General features: G+C 53.0%; 15 protein-coding genes, 1 tRNA gene and 2 pseudogenes. 9 read left to right on the top strand and 9 right to left on the bottom strand.

From position 1 onward, the window contains the following. Window positions 1-13: 13 nt before the first annotated feature. From dut to L1889_RS07605, 5 genes and pseudogenes are all read right to left on the bottom strand, one after another. Window positions 14-463, bottom strand: a complete 450-nt coding sequence (dut, locus tag L1889_RS07625) for a dUTP diphosphatase (protein WP_238664633.1) — start codon at window positions 461-463, stop codon at window positions 14-16. Between the two features lie 13 nt (window positions 464-476). Next, window positions 477-1,666, bottom strand: a pseudogene (gene coaBC / locus L1889_RS07620) (bifunctional phosphopantothenoylcysteine decarboxylase/phosphopantothenate--cysteine ligase CoaBC). A 19-nt stretch (window positions 1,667-1,685) separates the two neighbouring features. Continuing rightward, window positions 1,686-2,228 carry a signal peptidase II gene (lspA, locus tag L1889_RS07615; protein WP_238664632.1) on the bottom strand — a complete coding sequence of 181 codons (543 nt, stop codon included), beginning with the start codon at window positions 2,226-2,228 and terminating at the stop codon, window positions 1,686-1,688. Beyond that, window positions 2,221-5,058 carry an isoleucine--tRNA ligase gene (gene ileS / locus L1889_RS07610; protein ID WP_238664631.1) on the bottom strand — a complete coding sequence of 946 codons (2,838 nt, stop codon included), beginning with the start codon at window positions 5,056-5,058 and terminating at the stop codon, window positions 2,221-2,223. Before ileS ends, lspA begins: the two co-directional genes overlap by 8 nt. Beyond that, window positions 5,048-6,013: a bifunctional riboflavin kinase/FAD synthetase gene (locus L1889_RS07605; RefSeq protein ID WP_238664630.1), complete on the bottom strand. Its 966-nt coding sequence runs from the start codon at window positions 6,011-6,013 to the stop codon at window positions 5,048-5,050. Before L1889_RS07605 ends, ileS begins: the two co-directional genes overlap by 11 nt. 47 nt (window positions 6,014-6,060) lie before the next feature. Here L1889_RS07605 and purN point away from each other — a divergent pair, with 47 nt between their 5' ends. The 4 genes from purN to L1889_RS07585 all read left to right on the top strand — a co-directional run bounded on the left by purN (window position 6,061) and on the right by L1889_RS07585 (window position 11,754). Next, window positions 6,061-6,708: a phosphoribosylglycinamide formyltransferase gene (purN, locus tag L1889_RS07600; RefSeq protein ID WP_257793868.1), complete on the top strand. Its 648-nt coding sequence runs from the start codon at window positions 6,061-6,063 to the stop codon at window positions 6,706-6,708. A gap of 36 nt (window positions 6,709-6,744) precedes the next feature. Continuing rightward, window positions 6,745-8,145 carry an RsmB/NOP family class I SAM-dependent RNA methyltransferase gene (locus L1889_RS07595; protein WP_238664629.1) on the top strand — a complete coding sequence of 467 codons (1,401 nt, stop codon included), beginning with the start codon at window positions 6,745-6,747 and terminating at the stop codon, window positions 8,143-8,145. 100 nt (window positions 8,146-8,245) lie between these two features. Then, complete coding sequence (locus L1889_RS07590) at window positions 8,246-9,469, top strand: DesA family fatty acid desaturase (RefSeq protein WP_238664628.1); 1,224 nt, start codon at window positions 8,246-8,248, stop codon at window positions 9,467-9,469. Beyond that, on the top strand, window positions 9,466-11,754 hold the full coding sequence (locus L1889_RS07585; RefSeq protein ID WP_238664627.1) for a UvrD-helicase domain-containing protein: 2,289 nt from the start codon (window positions 9,466-9,468) through the stop codon (window positions 11,752-11,754). Before L1889_RS07590 ends, L1889_RS07585 begins: the two co-directional genes overlap by 4 nt. A gap of 99 nt (window positions 11,755-11,853) precedes the next feature. Here L1889_RS07585 and L1889_RS07580 read toward each other — a convergent pair whose 3' ends face one another. Together L1889_RS07580 and prmB are read right to left on the bottom strand one after the other, a co-directional pair. After that, window positions 11,854-13,779, bottom strand: coding sequence for an ATP-binding cassette domain-containing protein (locus tag L1889_RS07580; RefSeq protein WP_238664626.1), 1,926 nt, complete (start codon window positions 13,777-13,779; stop codon window positions 11,854-11,856). Then, window positions 13,772-14,695, bottom strand: coding sequence for a 50S ribosomal protein L3 N(5)-glutamine methyltransferase (prmB, locus tag L1889_RS07575; RefSeq protein ID WP_238664625.1), 924 nt, complete (start codon window positions 14,693-14,695; stop codon window positions 13,772-13,774). Before prmB ends, L1889_RS07580 begins: the two co-directional genes overlap by 8 nt. Before the next feature lie 319 nt (window positions 14,696-15,014). Between prmB and L1889_RS07570 the strand changes: the two genes are divergently transcribed. Then, window positions 15,015-15,698 carry a hypothetical protein gene (locus tag L1889_RS07570; protein ID WP_238664624.1) on the top strand — a complete coding sequence of 228 codons (684 nt, stop codon included), beginning with the start codon at window positions 15,015-15,017 and terminating at the stop codon, window positions 15,696-15,698. Between the two features lie 388 nt (window positions 15,699-16,086). Here L1889_RS07570 and L1889_RS07565 read toward each other — a convergent pair. Next, window positions 16,087-16,171 (bottom strand) — tRNA-Leu (locus tag L1889_RS07565). A gap of 124 nt (window positions 16,172-16,295) precedes the next feature. Then, the gene (locus tag L1889_RS07560; RefSeq protein WP_238664623.1) at window positions 16,296-17,531 is read right to left on the bottom strand and encodes a CaiB/BaiF CoA transferase family protein; all 1,236 of its coding nucleotides are present in this window, start codon (window positions 17,529-17,531) and stop codon (window positions 16,296-16,298) included. Window positions 17,532-17,764: 233 nt separating this feature from the next. On the opposite strand from L1889_RS07560, the pseudogene tig reads away from it, so the two are divergent. The 4 genes and pseudogenes from tig (at window position 17,765) to lon (ending at window position 23,754) form a co-directional block, all read left to right on the top strand. Next, window positions 17,765-19,074: pseudogene (gene tig / locus L1889_RS07555) on the top strand (trigger factor). After that, window positions 19,074-19,733, top strand: a complete 660-nt coding sequence (clpP, locus tag L1889_RS07550) for an ATP-dependent Clp endopeptidase proteolytic subunit ClpP (RefSeq protein WP_308217614.1) — start codon at window positions 19,074-19,076, stop codon at window positions 19,731-19,733. Before tig ends, clpP begins: the two are co-directional and overlap by 1 nt. 98 nt (window positions 19,734-19,831) lie before the next feature. Beyond that, window positions 19,832-21,139 carry an ATP-dependent Clp protease ATP-binding subunit ClpX gene (gene clpX / locus L1889_RS07545; protein ID WP_238664622.1) on the top strand — a complete coding sequence of 436 codons (1,308 nt, stop codon included), beginning with the start codon at window positions 19,832-19,834 and terminating at the stop codon, window positions 21,137-21,139. Between the two features lie 155 nt (window positions 21,140-21,294). Then, on the top strand, window positions 21,295-23,754 hold the full coding sequence (gene lon, locus L1889_RS07540) for an endopeptidase La (RefSeq protein ID WP_238664621.1): 2,460 nt from the start codon (window positions 21,295-21,297) through the stop codon (window positions 23,752-23,754). Window positions 23,755-23,843 lie beyond the last annotated feature (89 nt).

Below are 23,843 nucleotides of genomic sequence, written 5' to 3'. Positions count from 1 at the left end.
GCTGGCTTTAGTGCTACTGCTTGCCAGTGCTTCCAAAGCCGCCTGCACCGCGTTCGCTTTGCTCGAAATCGTCGACGACTTCAAAGGCAACTTGCAGCACGGGTACGATGACCATTTGCGCGATGCGCTCCAGGGGCTCAATCACGAATGGGCTTGAGCCGCGATTCCACATCGAGACCATCAGAGGACCTTGATAGTCCGAATCAATAAGGCCTACCAGGTTACCCAGCACCACGCCGTGCTTATGGCCCAGACCGGAGCGAGGCAATATCATGGCAGCGTAACTGCTATCACGTAAATGCATGGCCAGGCCCGTTGGGACCAGTGTGGTCTCCCCGGGGGCCAGGCTAATAGCCGAATCTATGCAGGCGCGCAGGTCTAGGCCCGCTGATCCGGGTGTGGCGTAGGCAGGCAAGTCGGCGCGAATGCGCTCATCAAGTATTTTTAGTTCTACAGTTTGCATATAAGAGTAAGGATTAAAGCTGTTGCGCGATGTGCTGGATCAAGTCGCGTGCTGCTTGGAGTTTGCTTTTTGCTGGCCAGGTGTCGTGGCCAGCATCGTTAAACAACACCAATTCGGTATCGTCGGCATTCATGGCCCGTTGTGCCAGGTTGCCCACGAGTAGCGGTACGCCCTTACGCAGGCGCTTTTGCTCGGCATGGGTGTTGAGCTTTTCAGTTTCTGCGGCGAAGCCCACACAATAGGGTGGCTGGGGTAGCGCAGCGACGTCAGCCAGAATATCCGGGTTAGGGGAAAACTCAAGTGCAGGGGCCTGATGCTGTGCATTTTTCTTTAGTTTTTGCTTGCTGGCATTGCTGACGTACCAGTCTGCTACCGCGGCGACAGCAATGAATACATCCGCTTGCCTGGCCGTAGCCATGACCGCTTTATGCATCTGTGCGGCACTTTCAACCGATATGCGGGAAACGCCATAGGGGCTTTCTAATGCAACCGGGCCTGATACGAGTTCAACGGTTGCGCCGGCCTCTTTGGCGGCTTGGGCGATGGCATAGCCCATTTTTCCTGATGATCGGTTGGTGATGACGCGTACCGGGTCAATAGCCTCGCTTGTTGGCCCCGCTGTGATCAGGACCCGCTTGCCCGCAAGAGATTTCGGCTGAAAAAAGCAATCAGCTCGCTGAGCAGTTGCTGGGGCTCGAGCATGCGGCCATCGCCGGTCTCACCACAGGCCTGATCACCGCTGTCGGGTCCAAGTACGATTACACCGTCTTGCCTTAAGCGCTCGACATTGCGCTGGGTAGCTGGATGGGCCCACATTTCCCTATTCATGGCCGGGGCAATAAGCAAAGGGCAGTGACCTTTGGCCACGCAAAGCGTGCTGAGCAGATCATCGGCAAAACCGTGAGCCAGCTTGGCGATGAAATCGGTGCTGGCGGGCGCAATCAAGATGGCATCAGCATTACGGCTGAGCTGTATATGGGCCATGTTATCGCTTGGCCGCGCATCCCAAAGGTTTGTAAAAACCGGGCGCCCTGAAAGCGCCTGCATGGTGACAGGGGTAATGAACTGCTCGGCAGCTGAGGTCATGACGACGTCGACAGTGGCGCCGTGATCTTTGGCGCGACGCAGCAGCTCGGCCACCTTGTAGCAGGCAATGCCCCCGGTCAGGCCAAACACTAAACGTTTATTAGCAAGGTCAAGCATAGGCGATAGGTTGACACACTCAGTCCGCAGCGTGTTCTTTATTTCGTTGGCGTCGTAGACGCAAAAACTCGTCTGTGATGAGCAGGATAGCCCCGCAGGTAATGGCAACATCAGCGATGTTAAAGGCGGGGAAATACCAGTCTTTCCAGTAGAACAGCAAAAAGTCGACGACATGCCCGTGCAGCAGGCGATCAATTACATTGCCGACTGCGCCGCCCAGAATTAGGGTGAGCGCCGCGCAAAACAGCCGTTGCTCGGGGTGCCGTCGCAGCCAATATACGATGAATACTGTAGCTACCGTGGCAATGGTCACGAAGAACCATTTCTGCCAGCCTGCGCCGCCTGCTAAAAAGCTGAAGGCGGCGCCTGGGTTATACAACAGTGTGAAGTCGAAGAAGGGCAGCACATTCCATCGTTCGGTATACATCAACTGGGTGTTGAAATAGTGTTTACTCTGCTGGTCGAGCACCACAATGATGACCGCCAGCAGCAGCCACAGCCAGAATCCACGACGCGTGCGCGAGGAGAGTTCTGGCGCGGTTTCCGATAAAGGCTTATGCATAAGATCTGCTTTCGCCTGCACCCACCAGATTTTCCACGCACCTGCCACACACGCCGGGATGTTCGGCGTGAGCACCTACGTCTTCGCGGTGATGCCAGCAGCGCTCACATTTCTCTTCCGTGGTGGCTTTTACCTCTACGCGCAAGTCGCCGCGATGCAGGGTGGCGCGCGACACAATCATGACAAAACGCAGGTCGTCGTCGAGGCTGGAGAGCAGATCGTAGTCGTCGCCATCGGCGTAGATATCGATTTCAGCGGCCAGGGAAGAACCAACTTGCCCGGTACTGCGCACGTCTTCAATACGACGCATGACTTCGGCACGAATGGCACGCAGGCGTGTCCACTTTGCATCTAAGGTGGTTTCATCTTCGACCACTGGCAACGGGTGGAACAGTTCTGTGAAAATAGTTTCAGCAGAGTTCGAGCTGCCTTGCAGGTCTTTCCATGCTTCTTCAGCCGTGAAAGACAAAATGGGGGCCATCAGCTTCAGCAGAGCATGAGTAATGTGATGCAGCGCTGTCTGAGCCGAACGACGGGCGTGGCTATCAGGCGCAGCGGTGTACAAGCGGTCTTTTAGTACATCTAGATAAAATGCCCCCAGGTCTTCGGAGCAGAAAATTTGCAGACGCGAAACAATAGGGTGAAACTCGTAAGTATCGTAGCTGGCCAGCACTTCTTTTTGCATGGCTGATGCCATGGCCAGTGCGTAACGATCGATTTCAAGCAGATCGTCTACGGCTATGCCATGTGTAGCCATATCGAAGTCAGCCAGGTTGCCCAGCAAGAACTTCAAGGTGTTGCGAATACGGCGGTAGCCTTCGACAACCCGCTTCAGAATTTCGTCGGAAATCGAAAGTTCGCCTGAGTAATCTGTAGACGCGGTCCATAGACGCAGGATTTCAGCTCCCATGGTGTCGGCAATTTTTTGTGGCCCTATGACATTACCTACAGATTTACTCATCTTCCTGCCTTTGCCATCCACGACGAAACCGTGGGTCAGCAGAGCCTTGTATGGCGCGCGGCCATACATCATGCAGCCGGTCAGTAACGAGGAATGAAACCATCCACGGTGCTGATCTGAACCTTCCAGATAGAGGTCAGCTGGCCAGGCAAGCTGGTCGGAATGCGAGCCTTTGATCTGGGGGTCGTGATCACCGCCGAGTACGGTAGCATGCGTGGAGCCCGAGTCGAACCATACGTCAAGCGTGTCGCGGTTTTTCTCGTAAAGCGAAGCCTCGTCGCCCAGGAACTGGTCGATATCCAGACGCTGCCAGGCTTCAATGCCCTGAACCTCGATGAGGTCGGCGATGTCTTCCATGAATTCAGCGGTGCGGGGATGGAGCTCGCCTGTTTCCTTGTGTACAAAGAAAGCCATCGGCACGCCCCATTGCCGTTGTCGGGACAGCGTCCAGTCGGGCCGGTTGGCAATCATGGAGTGCAGGCGTGCCCGGCCCCATGCCGGGTAGAAGTCGGTGGCTTCCACAGCGTTAAGCGCCATCTCGCGCAGGCTGGTTCCGGAGCTGTTTTCACGGTCCATGCCCGCAAACCATTGACTGGTCGCACGGAAAATAACTGGCGTCTTGTGGCGCCAGCAATGCATGTAGCTATGTTTGTACTGGTCAACCTGAACCAGTGTGCCGGCCTCTTGAAGAGCGTCCACAATAAGCGGATTGGCTTTCCAGATCATCTGGCCGCCAAACAAGGGCAAGCTATCGGCAAACACACCATTGGCCATCACTGGCTTAAGTATGTCGTCGTCGGCCAGCCCATGCTGCTTACAGATAATAAAGTCATCAACGCCATAAGCGGGTGCCGAATGAACCACTCCGGTACCCGAGTCGAGAGTGACGTACTCGGCGGCATACACAGGCGACAGGCGCTGATAGCCCGCATCGGCACCATGCAAGGGGTGTTTAAAGCTGATGCCCTCGAGCGCTGAGCCTTTGGTCGTGGCAATAACCTTGCCACCGGCGCCCCATGTTTCAAGGCAGCTTTCTGCCAAATCGGCCGCAACCAGGATGAGCTTTCCGGTGGCACGCGCCTGATCGAGCTCGACCAGTGCATAATCGACTTCGGGGTGCACATTCAGGGCCTGGTTGGAAGGAATCGTCCAGGGTGTGGTGGTCCAGATGACCAGCGCACCGTCAGCGACAGAATCCACGCCAAAAGCTGCTGCCAGTTCCGTTTGTTGAGCAAAAGGAAAGGTGACATAAATAGAGGGGTCGGTACGGTCGGCGTATTCAACTTCGGCTTCGGCTAGGGCAGAGCCACAGTCAAAACACCAGTTAACTGGTTTTAAGCCCTTGAAAACAAACCCTTTTTGCATAATACGGGACAGCACGCGCAATTCGTCGGCTTCGTTGCTGTAGTTCATCGTCAGGTAGGGGTTATCCCATTCGGCCAAAACGCCCAGGCGTTTGAAGTCGGCGCGCTGACGGTCTATTTGCTCCAGGGCATAGGCCCGAGCTTTGGATTGCACCTCAGCTACGGGCAGGTTTTTTCCGTATTTCTTTTCTATCTGAATTTCGATGGGCATGCCATGGCAATCCCAGCCAGGCACGTATTGTGCATCGAAGCCCGCCATATTGCGGCTTTTTACAATAATGTCTTTGAGAATCTTATTGACTGCATGGCCAATATGGATATCGCCATTTGCATACGGAGGGCCGTCGTGCAAGATAAACTTGGGACGCCCTTTGCTTGCGCTACGTATCGCTTTATAGATCTCGGTGCTTTCCCATGCGCTAATCCAGCCTGGCTCACGCTTCGCGAGGTCTCCGCGCATTGGAAAAGGGGTGTTAGGCAGGTTAAGGGTGTTTTTATAGTCCATGGGCGGCGAAATACTCACGAGCGCAGCGCACATCGTTATCGATGGCGGCAATCATTGTTTGGAGGTCAGGGAATTTTTCTTCCTCTCGGACAAAGTCCAAGAGTTCAATCTTTACAAGTTTACCGTAAGCGTCAACTTTGCTGTCTAGTAAATGGACTTCGAGCAGCAAGGTGCCTGATTCGGTAACGGTAGGGCGTACACCCAGGCTGGCTATGCCCTGTAAAACACCAGGGCCCAGGCCATAAGCGCGAACCACATAAACACCAGACTTAGCGGCGAAAAGAGGGGGTACAGGCAGGTTCAAGGTGGGATACCCAAGGGTGCGCCCGAGTTTTTTCCCATGAACGACGTGACCACTAAGCTGATAGGGTCTGCCCAATAGCTCAGCGCTGCGCGTCATATTGCCCACCGCCAGGGCGGTACGCAGTTCACTGCTCGAGATACGTCGGCCTTGTTCATCAGCAATATCAGCAACTGTTTCAACCGTGAAACCATATCTTTCGCCCGCATTACGCAGCGATTCTATATTGCCGCTGCGCTGATGCCCGAAACGGAAATCTTCACCTACCAGCAGCCATTTAGTGTTCAGGCCCTTGACCAACAGTTGTTGTATAAAGTGCTCGGCCTCCATATCAGCGAATTCCTGATTGAATTTTGCCAGTACAATCTGCGCCATTCCGTGGTCAGCCAACAACGTTAATTTGTCCCGAAGGGTGCTGATCTGCGTGGGAATCAGCTCAGGCCGATTTCCTCTTTGGGCAAAATAGACCCTGGGATGTGGCGTAAAGGTAACGACAGAGGGCGACAGGTTTAGTTGAATGGCCTCACGCCTGACGCGTTCGAGAATGGTCTGGTGGCCCAAATGGACGCCATCGAAATTGCCGATTGTTACGGCGCTGGGTTGCGCCGAATTGTATCGTGGCAACGTACGGTAGATAGATAAGACAGATTTCACGGGCTAGAGTTTACAATTTTGCCTAGAATTATTCTCAAGGAAAGGCTTTGACGGACACCGCAGAGCGCTGCCGCCTCGTTATTTTAATCTCAGGTCGCGGCTCAAATATGCAAGCGATCGTCGATACGGTACGCGAAAATAAGTTAAATGCACAAATTTGTGCAGTAATATCCAACAAAAAAGACGCTGCTGGCTTAGAATGGGCGCAACAGCGTGGAATCAAAACGCATGTAGTAGAACATAAGCACTATCCTGACCGCGAGGCATTTGATAATGATCTTGCCAGGGTTATTGATGCTTACCAGCCTGATTATGTGTTGCTCGCCGGTTTTATGCGCATCCTTACTGCAGGCTTTGTCGAACGCTATGCACGACGATTAATTAATATCCACCCTTCATTGCTTCCTTTGTTTCCTGGGCTTAATACACATCAGCTGGCTATAGATTCAGGTATGCAGTGGCATGGATGCACCGTTCACTTTGTCACATCTGTACTAGACAGCGGGCCTATTCTTGCTCAGGGCGTAGTGCCTATATTGGCGGGCGATACCGCCCAGGCGTTAAGTGAACGTCTGCTAGATAAAGAGCACCAGGTTTTTTCGCAGGTGGTTCGCTGGTTAGCCGAAGATCGCATTTCTCTGGATGACAGCAATGTTGTTCGCGTGCGCGATATCGCCTCCCGGGCATTTGTGTAAAGCGTCTGCTATTTAAATTTTTTAGTGAGTTTTTGTATGTCTCAAAGCCGCGCTCCGAAAATATCGGACCGTCGTCGCACTTCTGCCGCCGGACGCAGTCCGCGCAGCCAAGAACGTGGTGCTGTACCCACACATGACACAGCCATTGCCTATAAAGGCGCTCCGATGGCGGCTTCCGCACGTCGAGTCGAACAAGTCAGTCAGGCGTTGGGTGAGATTCTTCAGTGGAAACAGCCGGCTGATGCCACCTTGTCCCAATGGATGCGCGCACGGAAAAGCATGGGTGGCCGTGACAGAAGCGAAGTAACTGACGCTGTTTTTGATGTCTTGCGTCACTTGCGGCTCTATCGTCATTACGCCGAGAGCGGGCAAGGTAGCGCAAGCCGCCGTCTGGCTATTCTTGGTCTATCGACCGTGCTGTCTCCTGACTTTCTGCAAAGTGCCCTTGATGAGCAAGAGCAGCGCTGGCTGGCCCATACCAAAAACATTCCGCTGGAACCGCTTTCGGAAGCCGTGCGCTACAGTCTGCCGGATTGGCTTGAGGCTGAGTTTACCCAGCTGGAATCGCCCTGGACCTTGGCAGAAGCCTTGAATCAGAACGCTACGCTGGATCTGCGCGCCAATCCTTACAAGATCGATCGCGATGAGCTTATAGAAAAGCTTAAAGCCGGGCCTGCCAGACGGTTTAAACCCGTCGCTACGCCTTATTCGCCCTGGGGTATCAGAGTCGAATCGCGACCTTATGTGGCAAAGTGGCCCGAGTTTGAGAAAGGCGAGCTGGAAGTCCAGGACGAAGGTAGTCAGTTGCTGGCTGCATTGATGGCTCCCAAGCGTGGCGAGATGATCATCGACTTTTGTGCGGGGGCGGGTGGCAAGACCTTGTTGTTAGGGGCCATGATGCGCTCTACGGGGCGCCTTTATGCCTTTGATGTCTCTGCTGCGCGTCTGGCACGTGCCAAACCACGTTTTGCCCGTAGTGGTCTGTCGAATATTGTGCCTGTAGTGGTGGATGAGTCCAGCGATCAGCGGATTAAGCGCTTGCAGGGAAAGGCGCATCGAGTATTAGTCGACGCGCCTTGCAGTGGATTGGGAACTTTACGCCGTAATCCCGATCTTAAGTGGAGACAGCATCCTGATGCCCTGCAACAATACATCGAGCTGCAGCAACGCATTTTGCAGCGTGCATCTCGTTGTGTGGCACCAGGAGGCCGGCTCGTGTATGCCACGTGCAGTGTTTTGCCTAAAGAAAATGAAGATCAAGTTCAGCAGTTCCTAACGGCAAACCCTGATTTTGAACTGCTGCCTGTTAACGAAATTTTGGCGGCTCGCGTTCCAACGCTTAGCATGACAGGACCTTATCTTAAGTTACGTCCTGATATGCACGGCACCGACGGTTTTTTTGCGGCAGTAATGCAAAAAAAGTCGCTTAGTTCTTGATTTTTATCAACTTCAAAATGAAATATAGCTGTCTTATATAGTCTAAGTACGCTAAACTTTTTGTTGTTTTTAATCTCATGGATCACTTGTAAAAAGGTCTATGCAAACATTTCTGAATTTTCTCGCTGGTGGGCTTCTACAACTTGAGTGGTGGAAAGTTGTACTGATAACCCTTGTGTTAACCCATATCACCATTGTGTCGGTTACGGTGTTTTTGCACCGCAGCCAGGCGCATCGCGGGCTTGATCTACATCCCGCTGTGATGCACTTCTTCCGTTTCTGGCTCTGGCTGACCACAGGTATGGTCACCAAAGAGTGGGTGGCGATTCACCGTAAGCATCATGCCCGCTGCGAGCGCGAAGGTGATCCTCATTCGCCCGTCGTGTTTGGTCTGGGTATGGTTTTCTTTCGTGGTGCAGAACTGTACCGCCTCGAAGCCACTAACGAAGAAACCCTGAAGCGCTTTGGTCACGGCACGCCAGACGACTGGATGGAGCGTAATGTTTATACGCGCCGCAGCTTGCTTGGCATTCTTATTATGCTAGCCATTAACGTCAGTTTGTTTGGCTTGGCCGGTTTGGCAGTGTGGGCGGTACAAATGGGCTGGATTCCATTCTGGGCGGCCGGGGTCGTCAATGGGCTGGGCCATGCCATAGGCTATCGCAATTTTGCCAGCCCTGATACCAGCACTAACGTCTTTCCTCTGGGCATTATTATTGGTGGCGAAGAGCTACACAATAACCATCATGCATACGGAACCTCTGCAAAATTCTCCAGTAAGTGGTACGAGTTCGATCTGGGCTGGTGCTACATCAGCGTACTGAGATTCTTCGGTTTGGCCCACGTCAAAAAAGTGGCTCCCAAATTGCGCCTTGAGCCAGAGAGCAAGACATTGGGTCTGGACACAATCAGTCTGGAAACACTGCAAGGCGTAATTACCCATCGCTACGAGATTCTGGCGCGTTACGCCGATGTCATTCGCAATGCGGCGCTCGAAGAGCTGTCTCGCTTGAAGCCGGCCCACAACGAAGCTGATCCTAACTGCAAGTGGTCTTTGCTAAAACGATGCGGCGACTGGATTGGCCGTGGTGACGAAGTCCTTGAGCCTCAACAGAGGGCTGAACTCGAAACCGTCTTGCAAGAAGACACGCCGCTATCTACTGTTGTACGTATGCAGCACGAACTGGCCCGCATCTGGGAGAGCTCAAGTTCATCCAGTGAGCAGTTACTTGCTGATTTGCAGGCCTGGTGTCAGCGTGCTCAGCAAAGCGGTATTGAAGGTCTCGAACAGTTTGCGCTACGATTGCGCCGCTATGCTGCATGATTGACGGTTTAAATCAGCAGCAAGAACAAGCAGTAACGCAAGCCCCCGGCCACACTCTAGTGCTGGCTGGGGCAGGTAGCGGGAAAACCCGGGTACTTACCACCAGAATGGCTTGGTTGATGCAACAGCAGCAACTAAGCCCTTTTGCGTTATTAGCCGTTACTTTTACCAATAAAGCCGCCCGTGAGATGCTGACACGGCTGCAGTCTTTATTGCCTATCAATACGCGGGGCATGTGGGTAGGCACCTTTCATGGCCTGTGCAATCGTTTGCTGCGTACCCATTTTCGCGATGCGGGTCTGGTACAGAGCTTTCAGATCCTTGACAGCTCCGATCAGCTGGCAGCGATTCGGCGTCTTATAAAGGGTGCCGGAATCGATGACGAGAAGTTTCCTCCCCGTGACGTGCAGCGCTTTATTAATGGCAGCAAAGAAGAAGGCCTGCGTCCTGATGCGGTCGAGGCTTACGATCCCCATCGCCGTCGCCTGGCTGAGATCTATCAGCTGTACCAGGATCAATGTGAACGCGAGGGCGTGGTCGATTTCGCCGAGCTGTTGTTACGCGCTTACGAGCTATTGCAGCGTAACGCTCCCATACGCGAGCACTACCAGCGCCGTTTCCAGCATATCCTGGTCGATGAATTCCAAGATACAAACCGTTTGCAGTATTTGTGGTTAAAGCTGCTGGCTGGCGGCGGCGCGGCAGTATTCGCTGTAGGCGATGATGATCAGTCAATTTATGCTTTTCGCGGTGCTGATGTGGGTAATATGGCCGATTTCGAGCGTCAATATGCCCGTGGAAATGTTATTAAGCTGGAACAGAACTATCGCTCTTGCGGACACATTCTTGACGCGGCCAACGCCTTGATTTCGCAAAACAGCAGCCGACTTGGGAAAAATCTTTGGACAGACGCAGGTAAAGGCGAGCTGATCCGCATTTCCGAACAGCCCTCAGATGCTCTTGAGGCGCAGTGGGTTGTTGACGAGGTACGAGCCCTGATCAGCGAGGGTAAGTCTAATAACGAGATTGCTATTCTATACCGCAGCAATGCGCAGTCCCGTGTGCTCGAACACCATTTGTTCAGCTCAGGCATTTCCTACAAAGTGTATGGCGGTCAGCGCTTCTTCGAACGCCAGGAAATCAAGCATGTACTGGCGTATTTACGTTTAGTCGATAATCCCAATGACGACACCTCTTGGTTGCGCGTCGTGAACTTCCCTACGCGAGGTATAGGCGCTCGCTCGCTCGAGGTGCTGGGCGACCACGCTCGTGAGCACGGTATCAGCCTCTATCGGGCAGTGCCCTACATGACTGGGCGGGCTGGGACTAATCTGGGTGGCTTTGTCGCCATGACCCAGGCTCTGGCTAGCGAAGCACAGGTGCTTACGCTTCCCGAACTGATTCAGCAGGTTGTTCATGATAGTGGGCTATTGGCGCATTACCAGGCTGATCGCGAAGGCGCCGAGCGTTTGGAAAACTTGCAGGAGCTGGTGAACGCGGCAGCGGTGTTTGTCAATGAAGAAAACTTTTCTGATTTGCCTGCTGGTCGAATCCCTGACGCAGTACCGGGTAGTCAGGGTACCGAAGGTTTGGCGCCTGGTGTGGCCGAGCTGGCTCCAATGTCGCCATTAGGCGCCTTTTTAAGCCACGCTTCGCTTGAGGCTGGCGACAACCAGGCACAGGCAGGTCAGGATGCTGTTCAGCTAATGACCATCCATGCTGCTAAAGGTCTTGAGTTCGATGCCGTATTTATTACCGGTCTTGAAGAAGGGCTGTTTCCGCACGATAACAGCCTGAATGATCCGGGTGGTATCGAAGAAGAGCGTCGCCTTATGTATGTGGCCATAACCCGTGGCCGCGAACGTTTGTATATTACGCTGGCGCAAAGCCGTATGCTGCACGGACAGACACGCTATGCGATGCGCTCGCGGTTTCTCGACGAGCTTCCCGAAGAAAATGTCAAATGGCTGACCGCGCGTGCCGTGCCAACGCGCGGGGGCAACGAAGGGCAATGGGGCGGGGCATTCAGGCGCGGCATGTCATGGAACGCACCAGCAGGAAATACATTGGTGCCTAACACCTCAAAAGTCATGTCCAGTGGTGTGATTGTGGGCGAGAATCATTTTCGGATAGGACAAGGTGTACGCCATGCCAAATTTGGCGAGGGAACCATCCTCACCTTAAGTGGAAGCGGCAACGAAGCTCAGGCACAGATTCAGTTTCGCGAGGTGGGTACCAAGACTCTGGCTTTAGGGATAGCCAAGCTGGATGTCGTAGTGGGCTGAAGCCAGGCTGGACTCAAGTGTCATCGCTATATAAAGGCCGGCTGTTTCTTAATGAATTTTGCTATTTTTTGATGGCTCATTAAGAAACAGCCGGCTTTTTTAGGTTAACTGCTCAATTTCTTCCTGTATCTCAAGCCAGTCGTTTTCAAGTTCCGCGTGCTTTTTCGTCAGCTCGCCGTGTTCGGCCAGCAATGTTGGGCGGGTGTCCTTGTAGCTATCCGTATAGAAGTCAGGATCGGCGATTAGCGTAGCTAGCTCTGCAATTCTAAGCGCTGCCTTTTCCATACTGTTTTCTATGGATTTCAGTTTTTTCTCAAGCGGCCGCTTCACTCCCGCCAGACGTTGACGTGTTTCGGCCTCAATACGGCGCTGGGCGCGTCTGTCAGGCTCGGAGGCGGCGCCTGGCTGTGCGCTGCTGCTGGCTTGCCTGTTTGAACTGCGCTCGGCGCTGCTGCGCTGCTGCAGCCAGTCTCTGTAGTCTTCAAGGTCTCCATCGAACTCTTGAACAGCACCGTCAGCAACAATCCAGAAGTCGTCGACCGTGCTGCGCAGCAACTGACGATCGTGGGACACAATCAGCACGCTGCCCTCGTACTCTGCCAAGGCATTTGACAGTGCCTCTCGCGTATCGACATCCAGGTGGTTAGTGGGTTCGTCCAGCAGCAATAAATTCGGCTTGCGCCATACAATCAGAGCCAGGGCCAGGCGTGCCTTTTCCCCACCCGAAAACCCCGCAGTGGTGCTAGAGGCCATATCACCACTAAATGCAAAGCTGCCCAGGTAATTGCGTAGTTCCTGCTCACGAACATCCGGTGCGATTCTTGCCAGGTGCTGAATGGGGGAAGCGTCGGGATCGATCATGTCGAGCTGATGCTGAGCAAAATAGCCCACCTCAAGCCGGGGAGATTTTTGCAGCTTGCCTTGTAACGGTTTTAGCTCGCCTGCCAGGGTTTTGATCAGCGTTGATTTACCCGCCCCATTAACGCCAAGTACACCGATGCGGGCGCCGCCGCGCACGTCCAGCTTGATGTTTTGCAGAATAACGCGTGGCGTGTCGCCCGGATAGCCCAGCGCCGCCTGATCTAGTGTAATCAGAGGGTCTGGCATCGAGGTCGGAGTGGGTAGCCGGATGTCCAGCGACGAGTCTGCCCGCAACGGTGCCAGTTCCTGCATTCTGGCTAAGGCTTTGACCCGGCTCTGGGCTTGTTTGGCTTTGGTTGCCTTGGCTTTGAATCGGTCGATAAAGCCCTGCAGGCGGGCGGCTTCCCGGCTTTGACGCTCATGCGCCAGCTGGGTTTGACGCAGACGTTCGGCTCGCTGCGTCAAAAAGTCGTTATAGCCACCGCGATAGCGTTCGAGTTTCTGCTGATCAAAATGAAGAATGCTTTTCGCAACGGCATCTAAAAACTCGGTGTCATGAGATATAACAATGACAGTGCCTGGATACGAGACTAGCCACCGTTCAAGCCAGAGCATGGCGTCCAGGTCCAGATGGTTGGTGGGCTCGTCCAGAAGGAGCAGGTCTGAAGGCGCCATCAGCGCCCGTGCGAGAGCCAGGCGCATTTGCCAGCCGCCGGAGAACTCTCCTACGGGCAGCATCCATTGTTCGGGCTTAAAGCCTAGGCCCGCCAAGAGCTGTTCAGCACGCGACGCTGCGGTCCAGGCATCGGCTTCGATGAGTGCGTTCTCAAGTTCGGCAATGCGGTGCCCGTCGCTGTCCGGGCAGCTTTCACGTTGGCGCTGGATTTCACGCAGCTGGCGGTCACCGTCAATGACGAACTCCCGCGCAGCACGTTCACGGTCGACAATCTCTTGTTCTACGCTGGCTACGCGCCAGCTGTCAGGCATGCTAAGCGTACCCGCATCGGCTTCCATCTCGTGCTTCAGCAACGCGAAGAGCGTCGATTTTCCTGCCCCGTTCTTGCCAACGATACCGACGCGGTCACCCGGATTAATCGTGAAGTCGGTGGTATCGAGTAATAATTTGACGCCTCGGCGTAGCGATAAGCCGGTTGCTCTAATCACGACTGAGTTGCTCCCGCGTTAGCAGCAAAATTTGATCTTCGGCATTTTCGGTACTTAGCCAGACGGGATCAAGATCGGGAAAGGCTTCAATAAAATGGTGGTATTCGTTGCCGATCTCAAGAATGAGTATGCCATCCGGAGCCAGAAAGTCCGGAGCGCCTTCTATAATGCGCCGCACCAGATCCATGCCGTCATCACCACCTGCCAGTGCCAGGCGGGGCTCATGCCCATATTCGCTGGGCAAAGACTGCATTGACTCTTCATTTACGTAGGGCGGATTGCTGATAATGACACGGTACTGCGTGTCGGGCAGTGCGCTGTACAGGTCGCTTTCGATGGCCGTGACCCGGTCTGTGAGCTTGTATTCATCAATATTCTCTTGGGCCAGGCTAAGGGCGTCTTTGGACAGATCTACCGCATCAACCAGCGAGTTCTCGAACGCCAGTGCACTGAGTATAGCCAGGCAGCCCGTGCCGGTGCAGAGATCCAGCACGCTATCGATCATTTCCGGATCATCTATCCAGGGGGCAAGCTGTTTCACCAGAAGCTCTGCAATAGGAGAGCGCGGCACGATACAACGCTTGTCGACTTTAAAGCGGAACCCCTGCAGCCATGCCTCCCCTGTAATGTAGGCGGCCGGGACACGTTCTGTGCATCGACGTGCTATCAGCTGAACAAAGGCTTCACGTTCGGCGCGGGTGGTTTTTGCCTCTAGAAACGGTTCCAGCGTGTCTAAAGGCAGACGTAAAGAATGTAGCAGTAAATAAACCGCCTCATCCCACGCATTGTCACTGCCATGGCCAAAATTTAATTCGTGAGCCGTAAACTGGCTAAGCGTCCAGCGCAGCAAATCGCGCAAAGTGTGTAATTCATCAACCGCAGAATTGCATTCCTGTTGAAATGACGTTGAGGGCACGAGGGATATCCTAGGTATTGGTCGGTGCGAGAGAATGGGCAAAAAGGTTTACGGCGTAACCGAGCTTTATTGCCTAGTATTTGGGCTATTGTAAGCGGGCAAACGCGGACTGTGTAGAGGCGACGCATATTTATGCGGACATATGGATTTTCAGTTAGCGGCTGATACGTAGCTCGAACGAGATATCATCTTCGCCAGGCATGGCGGCATATGGCCTGACTGAGCTCATTGCTGGGGGAATAAACCGGAATTTAGCAAGAATACGCTTTAAGGTTGGGGTTAAGATGTTTGCCTATTGCAAACGCTTGTGGAGGCTAAAGTGAGATTTTTCGATTTTAGTTCGTGGCAGGGAGTGTTAACGACGCTCGTCGGCCTTGCGGTATTCACCTTGATGGGCGTGGGCATTCGTGTGCTTATCATGCAAACCATCCAACAGCGCCGCGAGCGCATGAATCGGCAAATCAATGAGCGTCTGAAAACCTTGATCTCAGCCTATCGCGCTTTGGGTGGTTCGTTTACAGGGCAGCTTACGGTTGACCCTACCCATCTCCGGGATCTGCGTAACACAGCGCAAGAAGACGGCGACGAGGCGGTATTGCCTGAAAACCAGACTTCTGATCGGTCACGCCGGATTCGTGATGCAGTAGAGGCCGCCTTATCTGATATTATTCTGCTCGGCACGGTAGAACATGTCCGTCTTGCCGGCCAAGCAGCAAGCGATATGGCTGCAGGCCGACCCATTGAAACCGCAGCATTGGTGGTTTCGCTTCGCAACTTTATTCGCACCGCTCTTGACCTCGGGCCCATTCCTGACGATATCAGTATCCCTTTCCAGGGGCCTACCCGCGGCCAGGGTAGCGCTGGCCGAGGCAGGGGCGAAGCGGCGAACGCCAGAGGTGCGGGCCGTGCAGGTGGTGGGGGCGCAGGAGGCGGTGGCGGTGGCGGGGCAGGTATGGGGATTGGCCTTGGAGTCGGTCGTAGCGACAGCGATCACCCCGGCTAGTGCCGTTAAACTAACAAGGATATTACAGCGATAGAAAGTATCGAGAGAGTCCACACTAAATTGAGTGCTAAACAAATTCAGGTTACGTTCTCCGGACTTAACAAAGAGTCCAGGCGGCTTATATTGCGTCTTGCTGCTGAACCCAGGAAGCTGCTGTCCGGATCTCGTCGCGCTCGAGCTTTATAAATAGAGGTTATGCCCGGGCCTTTAACTTTACTTAAGGGTCAGGGCGGCAAGATAGCTAATTGAAATGTCAGCCAAGGTGTTTTTGCTTGGGGGCATAAGGTTCGTAAAAGTTGATGTTAGGCTATCAAAGTTCATTCAGAAAACAGAAAAGCCGTTGATTTTAAAGGATTTTGATCCAGTAAAATCAACGGCTTTTAATCTGTGGTGCGAACGGAGAGACTCGAACTCTCACACCTCTCGGCGCCAGAACCTAAATCTGGTGCGTCTACCAATTCCGCCACGTTCGCGTATCTAGCAAAGAAAAGAATTATAGGGGAAAAAACCGGTTTTGCAAAGCCTTTTCTTTCAATGAGCTTGACGTGAGCTGGCAGGAAATGACTTTCACTACTGTTGTTTTACGAAATAGTCAGCTTAATCAGTACACTTAGCCTCATTGGTGCCCACCACGCCTTTTTTAATCAAATCGTTGATTTGTTCATCGCTGAGGCCTGCATCGCGTAAAAGCTGGCGGCTGTGCTGCCCAAGTGATGGAGCCTTGCTATGGATTCCGCCTGGAGTCGCACTGAGCTTCGGAACGATGCCTGGAACCTTAATGGGGCTGCCGTCCGGCAGGGTATCGTTGATGATCATCTCGCGGGCCTGATAGTGTGGGTCGGCAACAATATCTGCAATATCGTAGACACGGCCGGCAGGTACGCGGGCTTGGTGCAAAGCCTCCAGAACATCGTCCAGCGTGTTTTTGCCAGCCCATTCGGCAATGACCGAATCAATATAATCGGCGGCTTTGGCCCGGCCATCATTTTGGGCGTAATCGGATACCTCTGCCACATCGGGCCGGCCTATAGCATTCATCAGGCGCCTGAATATAGCGTCGCCATTGCCGGCAATCAGGGCGTACTTTCCGTCAGCACAACGATAGGCATTGCTGGGAGTAATGCCCGGCAGGCGGCTGCCGGCTGGTTCACGAACAGCGCCGAATACCGAGTACTCCGGTAATAAGCTTTCCATCATGTTAAAGACAGATTCGTAAAGGGCAGCATCAATCACCTGGCCCAGTCCGCCATTGACATCGCGGTGGCGCAAGGCAATTAAAATGCCAATGACTCCGTGCAAGGCGGTAAGCGAGTCACCAATGGAGATGCCGACCCGCACAGGAGGGCGGCCCGCTTCGCCGCTTAAATGACGCAGGCCGCCCATGGCTTCACCAACTACCCCGAATCCGGGGCGATCTTTATAAGGCCCGGTTTGACCATAGCCTGAAACTCTCAGCATGATCAGTTTGGGATTGATGGATTGCAGCTCCTCCCATCCCAGGCCCCAGCTTTCCAGGGTGCCTGGCCTGAAATTTTCAATAAGCACATCGCATTCTGTTATCAACCTTTTGATCACATCCTGGGCTGCAGGGTCGCGCAAATCAAGAGCAAGTGATTTCTTGTTGCGTGACTGGATTTCCCACCACAGCGAGTTCTCGTTGTGCAGCATGCGCCATTTGCGCAAGGGGTCGCCGGTAACCGGGCTTTCGACTTTGATGACTTCTGCACCAAACTCGCCCAGAATCTTCGCCGCAAAAGGGCCGGCTATCAGTTGGCCCAGTTCTAATATGCGTATTCCCTCTAGGGCATTTACAGTGGGGGCTACAGGTTTCATAGTGCGTCTCTGCATCGAAATTAAAGGGATGATTTATGGGTTTAAACCCGAAAAAAACGGATATTACTAGGATTGAGGAGGTCTAATGCGTACAATCGCCAGCCTTGGCCCAAAAAATAGGTAGACACAATGGGCCAGCTTGCTATTGAATATAGGGTTATCCGGTTATTGTTGCCAGTTTTCGGTAAAATAACTGATTATTTTGTTCACTTACTAATTTTAATAGGTCTCTAATGCAGCCCGATGTTGAAATTTTGTCCGGTTTGGAGCGCCGAATCGATTTGGTCGTTTCGGTGGCCGACGTCGAAAAAGAAGTCCAGACACAACTAAAACGTGTGGCGCGCACAGCAAAGATTCAGGGCTTTCGTCCTGGTAAGGCTCCGCTTGCCATGATTGAGCGCAGCCACGGCCCAGGCATCCGTTACGATGCTATCAATAGCGAACTCGGCAAGGCGCTGGATACAGCCATTCAAGCTACTGGCTTGCGTGTTGCCGGTGCCCCGAATGTTGAAGGCAAGGAAGGCGAAGCGGCTGAAGGCACGATGGCGTTTACGGCCACTTTCGAGGTCTATCCTGAAATCCAGCTTCCTGACCTGAGTACCTTGGAAATTACTCGTAGCGCTTGCAGCGTCGGCGACGAAGAAGTCCAAAGTACGGTAGATATCCTGCGTAAGCAGCGTGCCAACTACGAAGCTCGCGAAGACCGTGCAGCCTCGGAAGGCGATCGCGTAACGCTCGATTTCAAAGGCACAATCGACGACGTTGCTTTCGACGGTGGTTCTGCAGAAGGCTTCTCGTTCGTGCTGGGCGAAGGCCGTATGTTGCCAGAGTTTGAGGTAGCAGTGACAGGCATGAAAGCTGGCGAAGAAAAACCTTCCCGCTCGAGTTCCCTGCTGATTACGGTGGTGCAGAAGTTGCTGGTAAAACAGCACAATTTGCCATTACTGTTACCGAGGTTGCCGAGGCGGTATTGCCAGAGGTCAACGACGATTTCGCAAAAGCGCTGGGTCAGCAAGAAGGTGATGTTGAGTCGCTGCTGGCTGATATTCGTTCGAACATTGATCGCGAAGTTAAGGCCCGTGTTTTGGCACGCACTAAAGCCAGCGTCATGGATGCCTTGTTGGCTTCCAGCGAGTTCGATATCCCCAAGGCACTTGTAGACACTGAAATTCAAAGCCGCATTGCTTCGGCCCGTGAAGAACTCAAGTCACGCGGATTGCCTGACGCCGAGAATATGCCGATTCCTGAAGACGCATTTACCGAAGAGTCTGAGCGTCGGGTGCGTCTGGGTCTGCTACTATCAGAGTTGGTTAAGTCTGCCGAGTTGCAGGCCAAGCCCGAGCAAGTTCGCGCTCGTATCGAAGAATTCGCTCAAAATTACGAACAGCCCGCTCAAGTCGTGACTTATTATCTCTCCGACCGTCAACGTCGTGGCGAGATTGAAGCTATTGTTCTCGAGGACAACGTCGTTGAACACGTATTGTCCCAAGCTAAGGTTACAGACGAAGAGGTGGCGTTCGACCAAATTATGGGAACAAACTAATGTCGTCTCATTTTGTCGACTTCTATGCTTCCATGCATGGGGGCCATTCAGTCACACCTAGCAGCCTTGGGTACATTCCCATGGTTGTTGAGCAGTCTGGCCGCGGCGAGCGGTCCTACGACATCTATTCACGGCTGTTGCGTGAACGACTCATTTTTCTGGTTGGGCCGGTAAACGACCACTCAGCAAACTTGATTGTGGCGCAACTGCTGTTTCTAGAGTCGGAGAACCCCGACAAAGACCTTTCGCTCTACATCAACTCGCCTGGCGGGTCAGTGTACGCAGGCATGGCAATCTACGACACCATGCAATTTGTCAAGCCACAGGTCTCTACCTTGTGTACCGGAATGGCAGCGAGCATGGGCGCCTTTTTATTGGCGGCCGGCGAGAAAGGCAAGCGTTATGCTTTGCCCAACTCACGCATCATGATTCACCAGCCTTCGGGTGGAACGCAAGGTCAAGCGTCTGATATACAAATTCAGGCTCAAGAGATTCTTAGCTTGCGTGAGCGTCTTAACGAAATCTTAGCGCGCAATACTGGTCAAACCGTAGAACAGATCGCTCTCGATACCGAACGCGATCGATTTCTTGCCGCCGATCAGGCGGTAGCTTATGGTTTAATCGATAAAGTATTTACGCACCGTTCAGACGACGAGTAAATAGATAGTGCCGGGCCCTTTACCGGGCCTGGTGATATCCTGTCGTCTCAGCCTTTAAGCGTTCACTCGCTTGTTCACCGAATTTCTAATAGATCAATATGTCCGATAAAAACTCGGCCGACGATAAAGTCCTGCATTGTTCATTTTGTAACAAAAGTCAGCACGAAGTTGGCAAACTGATCGCTGGCCCAGGGTCGGTGTTCATATGTGATGAGTGCATTGGCCTGTGCAACGACATCATTCACGAAGAATCACAAGAAAACGCGAAGGAAGCGGTCAAGACCGAGCTTCCCAAGCCTAAGGAAATCAAAGAGTTCCTTGATCAGTATGTGATCGGCCAACACGCGCCCAAGCGAAACCTGGCAGTCGCTGTCTATAACCATTACAAACGTATTCGGTATAGCGATGTCACTGCTGATGGTGTCGAGCTGTCTAAAAGTAATATCTTGTTGATAGGCCCGACTGGCTCAGGCAAAACCTTATTGGCACAGACCTTGGCTCGCATGCTGAATGTGCCTTTTGTCATGGCCGACGCAACAACCCTGACTGAGGCCGGCTACGTCGGTGAAGACGTCGAAAATATCGTTCAGAAGCTGCTTCAGGCCTGCGATTACGACGTGGAAAAGGCTCAAAAGGCCATTATTTATATCGACGAAATTGATAAGATTTCTCGCAAGTCTGATAATCCTTCTATTACGCGCGACGTGTCCGGTGAAGGTGTGCAGCAAGCGCTGCTGAAGCTGATCGAAGGCACAGTAGCCTCGGTGCCGCCACAGGGCGGGCGCAAGCACCCTAACCAGGATTTCGTTCAGGTAGACACTACCAACATTCTGTTTATTGTAGGTGGTGCATTCGATGGTCTCGAAAAAGTTATTCGCGATCGCACCGAAAAATCGGGTATAGGCTTCTCGGCTTCGGTCAAGGCCAGTTCCGAACGAGGTGTCGGCGAGCTGTTTGCTGAAGTCGAGCCCGAAGATTTGATCAAGTTCGGTTTGATTCCCGAACTCGTAGGTCGTTTGCCGGTGGTCGCTACGCTGGAAGAGCTGCACGAAGATTCACTGGTGCAAATCCTGACTCAGCCGCGCAACGCGCTGATCAAGCAGTTTCAGCAGCTGTTTGCCATGGAAGACGTAGAGCTTGAGGTTCAGGACGAGGCCTTGCACGCTGTGGCTCAGGCTGCTATCAAGCGCCGTACCGGCGCCCGTGGCTTGCGGTCCATTGTCGAGCAGGCGCTGCTGGACACCATGTACGAACTGCCATCGCAAGCTGACATAGCCAAGGTAGTATTAACCGCCGATGCGATTACAGGGGTGGATAAACCCCAGCTTGTGCATAAGAGCGAAACTGAGCAAGATGACTCTGAGAAGAAAGCGAGTCCATCTAATCTTAAAAATGCAGCCGCTTAGTTAAAAAACCGTTCTTTTCCGCACTGAGTCCTTAATCCCTTGTTACGTGGCCCTTGAAATATAAAAGATCGCCACAATCTGTAGGATTGAAGGTCACCGAAGGGGCAGCCTGGTGCTGCCCCTTTAGGTGCTAGGCTTAATTAAAGGAAATTACTATGTCTGCGAGCCAGATTCTATCGACGGAACCCATGGACCTGCCGCTACTGCCGTTGCGCGATGTGGTGGTGTTTCCGCACATGGTGATTCCGCTGTTTGTGGGGCGTCCACGTTCTATTAAAGCGCTAGAGCTTGCCATGGACAATGGCAACGGGATTATGCTGGTTGCCCAAAAGACGGCCAGCAAAGACGAACCCACGCCCGATGATATGTACGAGATCGGTTGCGCTGCAACGATTCTTCAAATGCTCAAGCTACCTGATGGTACGGTCAAGGTATTGGTTGAAGGTGTACAGCGGGCGCGCATTACATCCGTTACCGATGTCGAAACCCACTTCATGGCAACGGCGGTGTCTGCAGAAGACGATGACGCCAGTGACGCTGAGCACGAAGCCTTGCGACGTGCTGTGCTTGCTCAATTCGAGCAATACGTTAAATTGAATAAAAAAATACCCCAGGAGATCCTTACCTCATTGGCCGGTATAGATGAACCAGGCCGCCTTGCCGATACGGTGGCGGCCCATCTCTCGCTGAAACTTGAGCAAAAGCAGACTATGCTTGAGTCCAGCGATGTAGGGCAGCGGCTCGAGACCTTGTTGTCTCAGCTTGAGTCCGAGATTGATATTTTGCAGGTCGAAAAACGCATTCGCGGCCGCGTGAAAAAGCAGATGGAGAAAAGTCAGCGCGACTACTATCTGAACGAGCAGGTCAAAGCCATTCAGAAAGAGTTGGGCGAGGGCGAAGAAGGCGCTGACGTCGAAGAGCTTGAAAAACGCATCGAAGAGGCCAAGTTGCCTAAAGATGCGCAAAAGAAAGCTGATTCCGAGCTGAAAAAACTCAAAATGATGTCGCCCATGTCTGCTGAAGCAACGGTGGTGCGCAACTATATTGACACCTTGATCGGCATGCCATGGCGCAAGAAAAGCCGCGTCAATAATTCGCTTGGCAATGCGCAGACCGTGCTCGACTCCGACCATTTTGGTCTTGAGAAAGTAAAAGATCGCATTGTCGAATATCTTGCTGTTCAGCAACGGGTAACCAAGCTGAAATCACCTATTTTGTGCCTGGTAGGGCCTCCAGGCGTGGGTAAAACGTCGCTGGGGCAGTCCATCGCTCGTGCCACCAACCGTAAATATGTGCGGATGGCTCTGGGTGGTGTTCGTGACGAAGCCGAAATTCGTGGTCATCGCCGAACCTATATTGGTTCCATGCCAGGCAAGGTGCTTCAGAACATGTCCAAAGTGGGCGTGCGCAATCCGTTGTTCCTGCTCGATGAGATCGACAAGATGGGTGCCGACTTCCGTGGCGATCCATCTTCGGCGCTGCTTGAGGTGCTTGATCCGGAACAAAACCACACGTTCCAGGATCACTATCTCGAAGTTGATTTTGACTTGTCCGACGTTATGTTCGTGGCAACGAGCAATACCTTGAACATCCCGCCGGCACTGCTGGACCGCATGGAAGTCATACGTCTGTCGGGTTACACCGAAGACGAGAAGGTGCGTATAGCCTTTGATCACTTGATACCCAAGCTGATCAAGAACAATGGTGTACGTGATGGTGAGCTTGAAATTCACGAAGATGCGATTCGCGATATTGTGCGCTATTACACACGCGAGTCAGGGGTGCGTTCTCTAGAACGAGAAATCGGAAAAATTTGCCGCAAGGTTGTACGCAAATTTTTAGAGCTCAACCCGAATCCTCGTGCTAAAGGCGCTAAAGCAGCTATTGAGCCCGTTGTGGTCGATGCGGAAAACCTGTCCGAGTTTTTGGGTATACGGCGCTTTACCTACGGTATGGCCGAGAAAGAAAACAAGGTGGGGCAAGTAACTGGGCTGGCATGGACGGAAGTTGGCGGCGACCTGCTCACTATTGAAGTGGCTGATATGCCGGGCAAAGGCAACACTCAACGCACCGGCTCTATTGGCGACGTCATGAAAGAGTCCGTTGAAGCTGCGCGTACAGTGGTTCGTTCTCGTGCTCAGCAATGGGGTATTGCAAATACTGCATTCGAGAAACGCGATATCCACGTGCACTTCCCTGATGGTGCCACACCTAAGGATGGTCCGTCTGCGGGTATTGCCATTACAACCGCGATTGTCTCGTCGTTGACGGGTATTCCGATTCGTGCTGACGTTGCCATGACAGGTGAAATTACCTTGCGTGGTGAGGTTCTGGAAATCGGGGGCCTCAAAGAGAAGCTTTTGGCAGCTTTGCGTGGTGGCATCAAGACTGTGATGATTCCAGAGCAAAACGTGAAAGATCTGGTGGAAATTCCAGATAACGTCAAGAATCATCTTGAGATCATCCCGGTACGCTGGATTGATCGTGTGCTTGAGGTTGCCCTGCAGGAAATGCCTACGCCGTTAAGCGACGAAGAGGTCGCTCGTTTGGCCGCCGAGGCCCTGGCAACGGCTAAGCCCGTTGACAACAGCTCCGGTGGGGTCATGAAGCACTAAACGCCGTTACGCCATCAAAAAGCCTCGGTTCGATGTTGAACCGGGGCTTTTTGACATTTGTTCTAACTTATATTGGAGACAGAGGGGCA

Origin of the sequence: Paenalcaligenes niemegkensis, from assembly GCF_022230885.1 — a bacterium.
Classification (GTDB): domain Bacteria; phylum Pseudomonadota; class Gammaproteobacteria; order Burkholderiales; family Burkholderiaceae_B; genus Paenalcaligenes; species Paenalcaligenes niemegkensis.
This window is presented reverse-complemented; position numbering and strand designations above follow the sequence as displayed.

Bases quoted from the DNA above. Each gene is read 5' to 3' on its own strand.
- dut (WP_238664633.1), bottom strand. From the start codon at position 463: ATGCAAACTGTAGAACTAAAAATACTTGATGAGCGCATTCGCGCCGAC.
- lspA (WP_238664632.1), bottom strand. From the start codon at position 2,228: ATGCATAAGCCTTTATCGGAAACCGCGCCAGAACTCTCCTCGCGCACG.
- ileS (WP_238664631.1), bottom strand. From the start codon at position 5,058: ATGGACTATAAAAACACCCTTAACCTGCCTAACACCCCTTTTCCAATG.
- L1889_RS07595 (WP_238664629.1), top strand. From the start codon at position 6,745: ATGTCTCAAAGCCGCGCTCCGAAAATATCGGACCGTCGTCGCACTTCT.
- L1889_RS07590 (WP_238664628.1), top strand. From the start codon at position 8,246: ATGCAAACATTTCTGAATTTTCTCGCTGGTGGGCTTCTACAACTTGAG.
- L1889_RS07585 (WP_238664627.1), top strand. From the start codon at position 9,466: ATGATTGACGGTTTAAATCAGCAGCAAGAACAAGCAGTAACGCAAGCC.
- L1889_RS07560 (WP_238664623.1), bottom strand. From the start codon at position 17,531: ATGAAACCTGTAGCCCCCACTGTAAATGCCCTAGAGGGAATACGCATA.
- clpP (WP_308217614.1), top strand. From the start codon at position 19,074: ATGTCGTCTCATTTTGTCGACTTCTATGCTTCCATGCATGGGGGCCAT.
- clpX (WP_238664622.1), top strand. From the start codon at position 19,832: ATGTCCGATAAAAACTCGGCCGACGATAAAGTCCTGCATTGTTCATTT.
- lon (WP_238664621.1), top strand. From the start codon at position 21,295: ATGTCTGCGAGCCAGATTCTATCGACGGAACCCATGGACCTGCCGCTA.